At 66.2% G+C, this 13,438-nt stretch carries 9 protein-coding genes; 3 read left to right on the forward strand and 6 right to left on the reverse strand.

Annotation, left to right across the window (positions count from 1 at the left end):
* The first annotated feature begins 82 nt into the window (after window positions 1-82).
* Both GRB80_RS12180 and GRB80_RS12185 read left to right on the forward strand, forming a co-directional pair.
* Window positions 83-2,134: a BTAD domain-containing putative transcriptional regulator gene (locus GRB80_RS12180; protein ID WP_161423758.1), complete on the forward strand. Its 2,052-nt coding sequence runs from the start codon at window positions 83-85 to the stop codon at window positions 2,132-2,134.
* A 34-nt stretch (window positions 2,135-2,168) separates the two neighbouring features.
* Window positions 2,169-2,774, forward strand: coding sequence for a hypothetical protein (locus GRB80_RS12185; RefSeq protein ID WP_161423759.1), 606 nt, complete (start codon window positions 2,169-2,171; stop codon window positions 2,772-2,774).
* A gap of 177 nt (window positions 2,775-2,951) precedes the next feature.
* Here the strand turns inward: GRB80_RS12185 and GRB80_RS12190 are convergent, their stop codons facing one another.
* The 3 genes from GRB80_RS12190 to dctP all read right to left on the reverse strand — a co-directional run bounded on the left by GRB80_RS12190 (window position 2,952) and on the right by dctP (window position 6,970).
* On the reverse strand, window positions 2,952-3,338 hold the full coding sequence (locus GRB80_RS12190; protein ID WP_161423760.1) for a DUF4168 domain-containing protein: 387 nt from the start codon (window positions 3,336-3,338) through the stop codon (window positions 2,952-2,954).
* 132 nt (window positions 3,339-3,470) lie between these two features.
* Window positions 3,471-5,669, reverse strand: a complete 2,199-nt coding sequence (locus tag GRB80_RS12195; protein WP_161423761.1) for a TRAP transporter large permease subunit — start codon at window positions 5,667-5,669, stop codon at window positions 3,471-3,473.
* Window positions 5,670-5,809: 140 nt separating this feature from the next.
* Window positions 5,810-6,970, reverse strand: a complete 1,161-nt coding sequence (dctP, locus tag GRB80_RS12200) for a TRAP transporter substrate-binding protein DctP (RefSeq protein WP_161423762.1) — start codon at window positions 6,968-6,970, stop codon at window positions 5,810-5,812.
* Window positions 6,971-7,378: 408 nt separating this feature from the next.
* On the opposite strand from dctP, the gene GRB80_RS12205 reads away from it, so the two are divergent.
* Window positions 7,379-8,302: a DMT family transporter gene (locus GRB80_RS12205; RefSeq protein ID WP_161423763.1), complete on the forward strand. Its 924-nt coding sequence runs from the start codon at window positions 7,379-7,381 to the stop codon at window positions 8,300-8,302.
* On the opposite strand, the gene fdhF is transcribed toward GRB80_RS12205, so the two are convergent.
* The 3 genes from fdhF to GRB80_RS12220 all read right to left on the reverse strand — a co-directional run bounded on the left by fdhF (window position 8,262) and on the right by GRB80_RS12220 (window position 13,396).
* The gene (gene fdhF, locus GRB80_RS12210; RefSeq protein WP_161423764.1) at window positions 8,262-11,150 is read right to left on the reverse strand and encodes a formate dehydrogenase subunit alpha; all 2,889 of its coding nucleotides are present in this window, start codon (window positions 11,148-11,150) and stop codon (window positions 8,262-8,264) included. The two genes, GRB80_RS12205 and fdhF, sit on opposite strands and share 41 nt — an antisense overlap.
* Before the next feature lie 10 nt (window positions 11,151-11,160).
* A complete protein-coding gene (locus tag GRB80_RS12215) occupies window positions 11,161-12,876 on the reverse strand; it encodes an NADH-ubiquinone oxidoreductase-F iron-sulfur binding region domain-containing protein (protein WP_161423765.1) in 1,716 nt (571 codons plus the stop codon).
* Between the two features lie 136 nt (window positions 12,877-13,012).
* Window positions 13,013-13,396, reverse strand: coding sequence for a RidA family protein (locus tag GRB80_RS12220; protein WP_161423766.1), 384 nt, complete (start codon window positions 13,394-13,396; stop codon window positions 13,013-13,015).
* Window positions 13,397-13,438: the final 42 nt, after the last annotated feature.

Here is a 13,438-nt window from a genome sequence, read left to right on the forward strand (position 1 = left end):
TGGGCCGTGACACGGGCGTGACAATCAGCATCTGGTCCTGCAGGTCAGCGGCACCTAGGCTGATGTTCAGGGGGTAGCCGTCATGCCATTGCTGCAGATCTCATTGCTCGGGGAGTTCGCCTGTTATGGCGCCGACGGGCAGCGGCTCGGATTTCCGACACGCAAGGTCGTGGCGCTGCTCGCCTATCTGGCGGCGAGCGCCGGTCGGCGCCACTCCCGCAGCAAGCTGGCGGGCCTGTTGTGGGAAGACATGCCCGAGTCCCGGGCACGCATCAATCTGCGCAAGGCGCTGTCGCGGCTACAGCATGCCTTGCCCCTGGAAGCGCGGGGCTGTTTGATGATCGGCTCCCAGGATATCGGCCTGAAAGCCAGCGCGATCATGGTGGATATGGAAGCCTTCGAGCGCTGGCAGGCGGATGGCACCCCGGAGACGCTGGAACGGGCGCTGGCCCTGTATCGCGGCCCTTTCCTGGAGGGACTGGCCGAGTGCGGCGAAGCCTTCGAGGAGTGGCTGGTCAATCAGCACCTGCGCCTGGACGAAGCGCTCCAGCAGGTGATGCATCGGCTGCTCGAGCATTATGTGGCCACCGGCGCCATCGATGCGGGTATCCAGCTCGCCCTGCGCCTGCTGGAAAGCGATCCGCTGGACGAGGGCGTGCAGCGCACCCTGATCCGCTTCTATCTCTACCAGGACCGCATCGGCGCGGCGCTCGACCAGTACCGGCGCTGTCGTCAGCGTCTCGCCGACGAGCTCGGCGTCCCCCCGGCTCCTGAAACCGAGCAGTTGAAAGCCGAGCTGATCGCCCTGCTCCCCAGAGGCGCCGATGAGAGGAAGCCCATGCCCCGGGAGCAGGACGATCTACCGGAGCGCGCCAAGATTATCGACGCCGCCGCCGCGACCCGCGCCCGACATCGCGCCAGGGCTACCGGTTGCCCTGGCCTGGCGGTACTGGCGTTTCTTCCCGACGAAGATGTCGGTCTTGATCGTCACCTTGGTGACGGTCTGGCGGAAGACATCGCCACCGAACTCGGCCGTTTTCGCGAACTCGAGGTGATCGGCCCTACCAGCGCCTTGGTATACCGGGATACACCAGCCACGCCGGCGCAGATCGGCAGCGAACTCGGGGTGGACTATCTGCTCGAGGGCCATGTCCGACGCCGGGGCGAGGGACTGCGGCTTACCGCTCGTCTGCTGGAGGCGGCCAGCGCTCGCCAGGTATGGGCCGAGCGCTACGACTGCCGTGCCGACGAGCTATTCGCCGTGCAGGACGATATGGTCAGTCATATCGTCGGCAATCTGGCCGGATGGATCGAGGACGATCGCCTGGTGGCGACGCGCCGCAAGCCGCCCCGGGACTGGCAGGCCTATGATCTCTGGCTGCGCGGCTGGAGCGCCCTGCGACGTCCCGACCTGGCGGCCATTCAGGAAGCCAGGCGCTACTTTCACCAGGCGCTGACCAAGGACCCCGGCTTCGCCCGCGCCTATGTCGGTCTCGCCCTCGCTCATCTCAACGAATGGGCGTGCTTTTCCTGGAACCACTGGGCCTTTCTCCGCCAGGAAGCCCTGGACCTCGCCCGCCGGGCCGTCGCCCTGGATGAGCACGACCATCGCGCCCACTGCATGCTGGGGCTGGCCGAGCTGTACAGCCAACGCTATGACGCCGCCAATCGCGAACTTTCGCTGGCGCTGACGCTCAATCCCAACGATGCCAATGTGCTCGCCCATGCCTCCTTCGCCCTGGCCCTGATCGGCGAGCCCGCCCGTGGCGTGGACGCGGCCCGCAAGGCGCTGCGCCTGGCGCCCTATCGCCCGGAATGGCATGCCGGCATGACCGGCATCGCCTTCTTCAGCGCGCGTCACTATCAGGACGCCATCGACATCCTGGCCTCCGCTCCCCAGGCCTTCTGCAACACGCCGGCCGTTATCGCCGCCGCCCATGCCCATCTCGGCCAGCCGGAACGGGGTGCTAGCCATCGCGACACCGTCTATCGTCATTACCGCTATCAACTGGCCCGGGGCAGCTTTCCCGAGCACCTGAGCTGTCTCGACTGGCTGCTCGCCCTGGACCCCTATCGCCAGGAGATCGATAGGGTGCACTATCTCGACGGATTGCGCCGGGCGGGGTTTGCGTAGCCAATCAGCTTCTTCGATTCACGATGAGGTCGCCATGCCATCACACCGTCTACCCCTCTGGCTCAAGCTGGCCTTCACCCTGTGGATCGCCATCTGGGCGCCGAGCTATTTCGCCAAGGTGGGCTGGCAGAATTTCCTGTGGCTGTGCGATCTGGCCAGCCTGCTGATTCTCGTCGCGCTGTGGACCGAGAGTCGCCTGTTGATGTCCGCCCAGTGGCTCGCGGTGCTGGTGGTGGGCATCCTGTGGAGCCTGGATGTGGGCGGGGCCTTGCTGTTCGGCGTTCACCCCATCGGCGGCACCGAATACATGTTCAACGCTCAGGTGGCGCTCTCCTTTCGCCTGCTTTCGCTCTTCCATGTGGTGCTGCCGGTGGTGACCAGCTATGCGCTGATCAGGCTGGGCTATGATCGGCGCAGCCTCTGGCTGCAGACGGCCCTGACCTGGCTGGTACTGCCCTTGACCCTGTTGCTCACCGATCCGGCGCGCAATATCAATTGGGTACATGGTCTTTTCGGCCAGCCCCAGGCCCTGCTCGACCCGCTCGTCTATCTGCTGGGCCTGATGATCGGCTGGCCGATCGTGCTGTACCTGCCCTCACACTTGCTGGCCATCGCGCTGCAGCGCCGGCAGGCAGGATGACGTCGCCTCATACAAGAAGCTTGTCGCATATCGTCGGCCTCGACAACGGCCCTTTCGAGCGCGGCCAGGAGGACGCCTTGTCCGGCCAGGTGCGCCATGCCTGGCGCACCATGAAAACGGCCACCCCGGAGGGTGGCCGTCAATGCCGATGGGAGCCGGCAGGGAGTCGGGCAAGCCTTACGACTGCGCCATCTCCTGGACACGCTTCATCAGCTCGGGGTCCTGCTGGATGGCCTGGCCGATGGCGTTGAAGGTGTCGACCTCGAGGCCGCTCTCCTCGACCACGCTGACCATCTCCTCGTTGGCCTCGACACGCACCTGCTGCTGCGCCTCTTCACCCTCGGCGGCCTGCAGGCGCTCGGTGTACTCCTGAGACAGCACGGCGATCTCCTGCGAGGCATCGGCGAACTGCTGGAGCTGGGTATCGGAGAAGTCCTGGGCCTGAACCGAGGCCTCGGCCGATACTGAGGCATTGGCTGCGGTGTCCTCCTGGGCATGCGCCGTGACCGACATCAGGCCGGCACTGAGCAGGGCGGCGGAGAACAGGGCAGTCATGCGTTTCATAGATACCTCCAGGGGTACGTCAAAATGTGTGTGCCCCCCTGTGACGCCCCCGTGTCCGGAGGAGTTCAGATCGTTTTGTGTGGGAATGTAACAAGGACGCCCGCAGGCGCCCTGCTCGTGAACATCTCCTCTTCAGCCGTATGCCAGATTGGGCAGCCAGGTGACCAGCGCCGGAAACAGGATCACCAGCAGCAGGCCCAGCGCCTGCAGTGCCAGGAACGGGAAGGAGGAGCGGAAGATCTGCGCCATGGTGATATGTGGCGGGCAGACCCCCTTGATATAGAAGAGGGCATAGCCGAAGGGCGGGCTGAGAAAGGACATCTGCATATTGACCAGATAGATGACGCCGAACCATAGCGAGACATCGGCGGGATCCACGCCCGGTAGCCCGAACACCCCGTCGAAGGTGAGCCCCTTGATCAGGGGCACGAAGATCGGCACCGCCAGCAGCAGGATGCCCACCCAGTCGAGGAACATCCCCAGCGCGACCAGCAGCACCATCATCAGCGCCAGCACCGCATAGGGACCGAGGCCGGCACCGGAGATCAGCTCCTGCACGAAGGTCTGGCCCCCCTGCAGGATATAGAAACCGACGAAGATGCTGGCACCGAAGATGATCCACATCACCATGGCCGACGCCACCAGCGTGGTCATGCAGGCGGCATGCAGGTTGGGCCATGTCAGCCGCTTGTGCATCGCGGCCACCACCAGGGCGCCGAAGGTACCGATGCCCGCCGCCTCCACCGGCGTCGCGATGCCGGTGAAGATGATGCCCAGCACCAGCACCACCAGCACGATGGGCGCCAACATATTGCGCAGCAGGCGCAGCTTCTCGCCCATGTCGACCCGGTCCTCGACCGGCATCGGCGGCGCCATGCTGACGTTCAGGGTGCCGCGCATCCAGCAGTAGAACCCATACATGAAGGCCAGCAGCAGGCCGGGGAGAAGCGAGCCGAGGTAGAGCTCCCCCACCGACTGCTGGGCGATGACGCCATAGATGATGGCCAGGATCGAGGGAGGAATCAGGATGCCCAGGGTGCCGCCGGCCATGATCGAGCCGATGGCGATCTCGGGGTCGTAGTTGCGCTTGAGCATCGCCGGAAGGGCGATCAGCCCCATGGTCACCACCGCCGCGCCGATCACGCCGACCATGGCGGCCAGCAGCGTCGAGGCGATGACCGTGGCGATGGCCAGGCCCGCCTTGAGCCCGCCCATCCACTTGTAGACGACATCGAACAGCTCCTCGATGATGCCCGCCTTCTCCAGCACCGAGGCCATGAAGATGAACAGCGGAATGGCGGAGAGCTGATAGTTGGTCATCATCGGGAAAATGCGCGAGGGCATCAGGTTGAGCATGGCCTGGTCGCCGACCAGATAGAGGAAGGCCACCCCCAGGCCGCCGGTGACAAAGGCCAGCGGCAGGCCCGCCACCAACACCACCATCAGGGTGCCGAACATCAGCAGGGTCAAACCACCGATGCCCAGCCGACTCAGGCTGTTCTCGAGACTTCCGGCCAGGCTCTCGTAGTCGGTGACGGCGATATTGACCATCTCGAACAGGACCCAGGCGGCCAGCAGCACGCCAAGCACCACCAGCAGCTGGGCGAAGCCGCGCCCCTGGCGCTCCCGTGCGCGATGATACCGAAACGCCTGGACGTCACGGATCAGCTGAGCGATGCCCTGCAGCAGCAGCAGCAGCGCCCCGAAGAAGAGCATGAACTTCACCGGGTAGTACTGCACCGCCCACTCGGTAAAGGAGACCTCGTTGGCATAGCTCGCGCCGAAGAAGAGGCGGTCGCTCACCGACTGTGAGAAGAACTTCCAGCCGGTGACCAGCAGGGCCACGGTAAAGATAAAGAAGAACACCGAGGTCAGCAGGTCCAGGGACGCCTTGGTCAACGGCCGCGCGCGCTGGTAGAGGATATCCACGCGCACATGGCCCCCCTCGCGCAGGGCGAAGGCGCCGGCCATCAGGTACTGCATGCCGAACATCAGGGTCATCGACTCGTGGGCCCAGTTGGTCGGCGAGTTGAAGGCATAGCGCATCAGCACTTCATAGGCGAACACGAAGGGCGCGATCAGCGACCAGTAGGCCACGTAGCGCCCGAAGAAGCCGGACACGCGATCGATGGCGAGGGTAAGGAGGTTGCCGGGAGGCTGATAGCCGACTGCCACCTCCTCGCCGGCCGGCACCTCGGCGACCTCGCCACCATCGATGCGGCCACCGCGGCGGAAGCTGCGATCGACGAAGAACATGACCACCAGCGGCAGGAAGATCAGCACCGACCAGTACAGCCAGTGGGGCAGGATAAAGTTGATCTCTAGATTCATTGAGACTCCTCCGCGATGCCATCACCTCCCGGCGAGAGCGACGGATCATGGACCCGGCAGATGCGGGGTTGAGCGTTATGCCCGGGGCCAGGGTGCTGCGACTCCTGAGACGCAGCACCCAGCCTGTTCGAGCCGGCGGGTCAGATATTGAGCTCGTAGTCCTTGATGTCCTCGGGCGTGATCAGCGCCACCGCGGGATCCATCATGGTGTCGAGGTGAGCCTTGAAAAGACGGGCGGCATCCGGGTCCTTGTTGGCCCACTTGAACCACAGCGGGATCGCCACCTCGCGGAAGCGGGTGGCATCCTCTTCGGTCAGGTGGATGATCTCCACGCCCTTCTCGCGGTACTTGGGCCAGGCCTCGGCGTTGGCCTTCTGAATGGCCGCATAGTGCTCGCGGGAGTAGGCGGCGACCAGGTCGTGCATCAGGTCCTGGGTCTGGGAGGACATGCGCTCGAAGACGCGCCGATTGACGGCGATATCCATGAGGTCGACGGATTGATGCAGGCAGGGTGTGGAGGGCGGCCCCATGATGATGTAGTCGGCCACCTGCCAGAACCCCAGCTCGTAGTTGACCGCGGCACCGGTGAAGTCGGCGGCATCGATGGTGCCCTTCTCCAGGGCCGGGTAGACCTCGGAGCCCGGCAGCAGGGTGGTACGCGCGCCCATGGCGGCAAAGGTCTCGGCGACGATCCCCCCGGGCATGCGGATCTTGATGCCATCGAAGTCATCGAAGCTGCGCAGCGGCACCTTGGAGTGGATCAGGTTGAGGTCGTGGTGGACATAACCCAGCAGCTCCTGGCCCTGCTTGCGGTAGAGATCCTTGGCAATATCCAGGCCACCATAGGCGCCGAACATCATGTCCCACTGGTGGGGCAGCGAGAGCCCCATGGGGTAGGCGGTAAGGAATACACCCGCGGGCATCTTGCCCGGCCAGTAGACGGTGAACCAGTTCTGGCCATCGAGCACGCCATTGCGCACGGCATCGGCGACCTCAAAGGCCCCGGCAACGGCACCGGCGGGAAAGGGCTCGATATTGACCTCACCGCTGGTGGACTCGACCACGCCCTTGGCCCAGGCCTCGAAGGTGCGATAGCCGACGGTGCCAGGCTGCCACGAGGACTGCATGCGAATGCGGATGCCCTCCTGGGCCTGGACATTGCCGATCCAGGGCGCCGCCACGGCGGCGGCGGAACCGACCGCGGCGGCCTTGAGGAAGCGGCGTCGATCGGGCTCGCGACGCTCGAAGGCCGCATCGCCGGGTGACGTCAGGATGCGTGATGGCTGCTTGTCATCTTGCATGGAATAAACTCCAGATGGCGGTGGCCGGCCCCGGCGGGGCATGGCCGGATCTTGTTGTTATCTTCCCTGGACCGATTCGCCGTTCATGGCCGCCCAGGCGACCCCGACGCCCCACGCTCGACTCCATCGTGCATGGTCGGTAAGCGCACAGGCGCTCACTCAAGAAGCTAGCGAAAGCCCCGTGCCCGGCCAACGCTGCGATTCAACGTTGCCCTGCCCGTCATCCGCGAACCACTGCCCTTCCATCGACGACAATATATTGTAAGCAATGGGAAAAAACTGGTCTGACTAGTTAGCCACTGGCCCCACGCTCTACGACCAAAGCACAAACCCTCGCGAGCGCCACGCCCCCTTGGCAGCCTGCTGCGAGGCGGCCAAGATGGTGGTCTCCCCTGCAAGGATGCCCCCATGCCCGCCATCTTCTCTCATCGCCTGTGGCTCGCCGCGATGCCGCTGCTGTTCGTGGTGCTGTGGAGCACCGGCTTTATCGGCGCCAAGTTTGGCCTGCCCTACGCCGAGCCCTTCACCTTTCTTTTTATACGCTCCGCCCTGACCCTGGCGCTGCTGGCCCCCCTGGCCCACTGGCTCTCCGGCGAGTGGCCCCGCGGCATCCGGCTGTGGGGACATATCGCGGTATCGGGCCTGCTGGTGCATGGCGCCTATCTGGGCGGGGTCTTCTACGGCATCTATCTGGGCATGCCGGCGGGGCTCGCCTCTCTGCTGGTGGGGCTGCAGCCGCTGCTGACGGCGGGGCTCGCCGGGCCACTGCTGGGCGAGCGTCTGACGATACGCCAATGGCTGGGGCTGCTACTGGGGCTGGTGGGGGTCGCCCTGGTGTTGGGCGGCAAGCTCGACCCGGGCGAGAGCCTCTTCCAGGGCTTCGGCCTGGGTGCGCTGGGGGCCGTGCTGGTCGCGCTGCTAGGCATTACCGGCGGCACCCTCTACCAGAAGCGCCACTGCACCGGCATGCCGCTGCTCTCAGGCACCGTGGTGCAGTACCTGGCCACCGTGGCGCTGTTTGGCATTGGCGCCCTGCTCTTCGAGGAGCGCAGCGTGGAGTGGGCCCCCGTGTTCGTACTGACCCTGGGGTGGCTGGTGCTGGTACTCTCGATCAGCGCCATCCTGCTGCTGATGGCGCTGATAAAGCGCGGCGAGGCCTCGCGGGTGGCCAGCCTGTTCTATCTGGTGCCACCGGTCACCGCCCTGCAGGCCTGGTGGCTGTTCGACGAGGCCCTGCCTTCTGCCTCGCTTGCCGGCATGGCCATTGCCATCGCCGGCGTGGTGCTGGTGGTCAAGGGGCAGCCGGCGAGAGCCGACAAGCCGCGTACTTGAACTCCGGGATCTTGCCGTAGGGATCCAGCGCCGGGTTGGTCAGCAGGTTGGCCGCCGCCTCCACGAAGGCGAAGGGCACGAACACCATGCCTTCGGGCATGCGCGGGTCGGAGCGCGCCGTCAAGGTGATCCTGCCGCGCCGGGTGGCGATGGTGATCGGCTCTCCCGGTGCCACGCCCAGGCGTCCCAGCTCCGCGGGAGCCAGGCTGGCCGCGGCCTCCGGCTCCAGGTCATCGAGCACCCGGCTGCGACGCGTCATGGCGCCGGTATGCCAGTGTTCCAGCAGCCGCCCGGTGGTCAGCACCGTCGGATAGTCGGCATCCACCGGCTCATCCGGCGGCAGCGGCCGGGTGGGCGAGAACTTCGCCTTGCCGCCCGCCCGCGGGAAAGCGTCGCTGAACACCACGTCCTCGCCCGGGGCGCCGGGGGCGAGGCAGGGGTAGATCACCGAGTCCTCCGTCTCGAGGCGCTCCCAGCTGATATGGTCCAGGGAGGACATGCCCTGCTTCATCTCGGCAAATACCTCCCGCGGGTGAGCATAGTCCCAGCCCAGCCCGAAACGCCTGGCCATCTCCTGGATGATCCACCAGTCGGGCTTCGCCTCCCCCGGAGGAGCCACGGCGGCACGCCCCATCTGCACCTGGCGGTTGGTGTTGGTGACGGTGCCATCCTTCTCCGCCCAGGCGGTGGCCGGCAGGATGACATCGGCGAACTGGGCCGTCTCGGTCACGAACAGGTCCTGCACCACCAGATGCTCCAGGCTAGCCAGCGCCTGGCGTGCGTGGTTGAGGTCCGGGTCGGACATCGCCGGGTTCTCGCCGAGGATATACATCCCCTTGATGGTACCGGCCACGATGGCATCCATGATCTCCACCACGGTCAGCCCCGGCTCGGGGTCGAGTTCGGTGTTCCACAGCTCCTCGAAGGCGGCGCGCAGCTGGGCGTCGCCCACCGGCTGATAGTCGGGCAGCACCATGGGGATCAGGCCGGCATCCGAGGCGCCCTGGACATTATTCTGGCCACGCAGCGGATGCAGGCCGGTTCCCGGCCGCCCGGTCTGACCGCAGGCGAGCGCCAGCGAGATCAGGCAGCGAGCGTTGTCGGTGCCGTGGGTGTGCTGGGAGATGCCCATGCCCCAGAAGATCATCGCCTTGTCGGCGGTGGCATAGGCCCGCGCGATCTCGCGAATGGTACCGGGCGAAACGCCACAAAGCGGTGACATGGCCTCGGGGGTCATGTCGACCACGCTCGCCGCCAGCGCCGCGAAGCCTTCGGTATGAGTGTCGATATAGGCCTGGTCGTAGAGGCCCTCGGCGACGATCACGTTGAGCATGGCGTTGAGCAGCGCCACATCGCCGCCCGGCGTGAAACGCACGCTGCGCCAGGCGTAGGCGTCCAGGGCCTGGCCACGGGGGTCGAGAATGATCAGCCGGGTGCCGTTCCTGGCCGCCTGCTTGAAGTAGGTGGCCGCCACCGGGTGGTTCACCGCCGGGTTGCAGCCGGTGAGAACCACCACATCGGCCTCGAGCGCCTGCATGAACGATGCGGTGACGGCACCGGACCCCAGGCACTCCATCAGGGCCGCCACGGAGCTGGCGTGGCACAGGCGGGTACAGTGATCGACGTGGTTGGAGCCGAAGCCGGTACGCACCAGCTTCTGGAACAGCCAGGCCTCCTCGTTGGAGCACTTGGCGCTGCCGAAGCCGGCGAGTGCCTCGGGACCGTTGCTGGCCTTGAGGCTGGTGAGCCCCTCCGCCGCCAGATCCAGCGCCTCCTCCCAGCTCGCCTCACGGAAGTGGGTCAGCGGCTCGGCCGGATCGAAATCGGGATCGACCCCCTTGGGCACGCCCTCAAGGCGGATCAGCGGCCGGGTCAGCCGCGCCGGGTGGTTGGGATAGTCGAAGCCGAAGCGCCCCTTGACGCAGAGCCGGCCCTGATTGGAGGGACCGTTTCTCCCGGTGACAAAGAGTATGCGCCCAGCTTCTGCATTGGACGGAGCTGATCCGGCGGCATGTGGCGCGTCATCCTTGACATGGTAGGTCAGCTGACAACCGACCCCGCAGTAGGGGCAGACCGAGTCGACGGTGCGGTCGGCCACGGCGGAATCGCCACGGCCCGCGTCGTCGATCAGGGTCGCCGGCATCAGCGCCCCGGTGGGACAGGCCTGGACGCACTCGCCACAGGCTACGCAGGTGCTCTCGCCCATGGGGTCATCGAAGTCGAACACGACCTTGGCCGCCGCCCCGCGATGGGCCAGGCCGATCACGTCGTTACCCTGCACCTCGCGACAGGCGCGCACACAGAGCCCGCAGGTGATGCAGGCATCCAGATTGACGTTCATCGCCGAGTGGGTGGCGTCATGCCCCCCGGCATGGGGCAGCGAGTCCGCCCTCTCGGCCACATGATGCACCGTGGGCGACGCCCGCTCCGCCCGGGCGGGCAGGCGTTCGCCCACCGCGGTGGCGTCGACGGCCAGCCGGTCGGCCATGGCCCACAGGTGGCTCGAGCGATCGGGACTCGCCTCGCGCTCGGGCTGGTCGGCCAGCAGCAGTGCCAGCACCTCCTCACGCGCCTCGCGGGCCCGCTCGGAGCCGGCGCTCTTCACCACCATGCCGGGGGTCGCCTCGCGGATGCAGCTGGCGGCGAGCACGCGCTCCCCCTCGATCTCCACCATGCAGGCGCGGCAGTTGCCGTCGGAACGGTAGCCGGGGGCGTCCTTGAAGCACAGATGGGGAATGGTCTCGCCGGCACGCTTGGCGACCTGCCAGAGGGTCTCGCCGGGCCAGGCGCTGACCTCGGCGCCATCCAGGGTCAGGGTAAAGCTTTCCATTACGCTCTGGTCACTCATCTCTCCCTCCTCACCCCTTGGCGATCAGATTACGGCCGGCAAGCTCACCGCGGAAGTCGCGCAGCAGGCTGATCACCGGGTTGGGCGCGGCCTGGCCCAGGCCGCAGATGGAGGCATCCATCATCACCCGGGCGAGCCGCTCGAGCTGCGGGACATCCCACTCGTCGCGTTCGAGCAGGGTGAGCATCTTCTCGCTTCCCACACGGCAGGGCGTGCACTGTCCGCAGGACTCGTCGGCGAAGAAGGCCAGCAGGTTGCTGGCCACGGCACGCAGATCATCCTGGTCCGAGAGCACGACGATCGCCGCCGAGCCAATGAAGCAGCCATGCTCCTGCAGGGTATCGAAATCGAGCGGGATGTTCGCCTTGCTGGCCGGCAGGATTCCCCCGGAGGCGCCGCCGGGCAGGTAGCCCAGCAGGCGATGGCCCTCGGCCATGCCGCCACAGTACTCCTCCAGCAGCTCGCGCAGGGTGATACCCGCCGGAGCCAGGTGCACCCCGGGGCGCTTGACCCGGCCGGAGACCGAGAAGCTACGCAGACCACGCCGACCATGACGTCCCTGGCCGGCAAACCACTCGGCCCCCTGCTCCCAGATACGCGGGACCCAGTAGACGGTCTCGACATTGTTGACCAGGGTCGGACGGTCGAAGAGCCCCCTCTGAGCAACAAAGGGGGGACGATGGCGGGGCTTGCCGGGCTTGCCCTCCAGGGATTCGATCAGCGCCGACTCCTCGCCACAGATATAGGCGCCGGCACCGCGACGCAGCACGATATGGCCCGGCGCCACCAGGCCGGCCTCCTCAAGCTCGTCGATGGCCTTGTGCAGCACCCGATGCAGGCCGGGATACTCATCGCGCAGGTAGATATAGAGCGCCTCGGCCTCCACCACCCAGGCGCCGACCAGGGCGCCCTCCAGGAAACGGTGGATCTCGCGCTCCAGATAGAAGCGATCCTTGAAGGTACCGGGCTCGCCCTCGTCGGCATTGATCACCGCATAGCGAGGGCCCGGCTCGGCGCGGACCGCCTGCCACTTCCGGTAGAGCGGAAAGCCGGCGCCACCCAAGCCACGCAGTCCAGCATGCTCGAAGGCCTTGATCAGCCTCTCGACGCTCACTTCGCCGTCGCGGCAGGCATTCAGCAGTCGGTAGCCACCGGCCTCGCGGTAGTCGGCCAGACGCTGCCAGAGAACCGTCTCGGGGTGGAAGTGGCCGGTATCGATCACCGCCTCGACCCCTTCCACGCTGGCGTAGCGGACATGGTGGTGCCCCACCTCCACCACCGGCGCGCTATCGCAACGCCCCATGCAGGGCGCGCGCACCACGCGAACCGCTCCCGGGGCGGCACCGGCCTCGAGCTCTGCCTTCAGAGCCTCCGCGCCGGCCAGCTGGCAGGAGAGTGAATCACAGACGCGCACCGTCACCGCCGGCGGCGGTGTCTCATCGTCGTGGACGACGTCGAAGTGGGCGTAGAAGGTCGCGGTCTCGTAGATGGCCGCCATGGGCAGGTTCATGTAGGCGGCCAGCGCCCGCAGCTCGACCATGGCCAGGTGGCCATGGGCATCCTGGATGGCATGCAGATGCTCGATCAGGCGGTCGCGGCGTTGCAGGCTGGGGTCGCTGCGTTCATCGCCCAGCAGGCGACGCAGCCCGGCGAGCGCCAGCGGGGCCAGTTCGCGGCCACGGGCCCTGCCGCGGCGACGCTTCGGTTGAGTGATCTCCACAGTCATAACGAGCTCGTTGTCATAATTGTTAAGAGGCGCGACGGTCAGCGGGTTCTATATTCGCGTGCGTTGATATGATTCATCTCTATGGTGGCACCTGCCCCGCGCCAGGACAATCTCCAGGCAGCCGCCAGCGCCTCCGTCAGCTTGCCTCATCGATGGCAGCGTAGGCCACCATCTCGACCAGCATCTCTTCGCGTGCGAACCCCGAGACGATGATGGCGGCACGATTGGGATAGGGAGCCTTCACCACCTCGGCGTAGAGCTTGTTGACCGTGGCGAGGTCTTCGCGCCGGGTCACGTAGATCAGTACTTGGGTCAGGTTCTCGACGCCACCGCCGGCGCACTCCAGGGTATGAACCAGATTGTCCAGCGTCTGGCGGGTCTGGGCTTCAATGCCGCCGCTGACGACCTCGCCCTGGTCGTCGATCGGAATCTGGGCGGTGAACAGGATGCCATTGCCCACGGTTGCCCATGACAGCGGGGCGCGGGAAGCGAACAGGTCGGTGATAACGGGCTGAACCATGCGGGTGTCCTTCTCTGGGGTGCTGGATAGGTGGATTGGTGG

This window comes from Halomonas icarae (genome assembly GCF_009901955.1).
Lineage (GTDB): Bacteria > Pseudomonadota > Gammaproteobacteria > Pseudomonadales > Halomonadaceae > Halomonas > Halomonas icarae.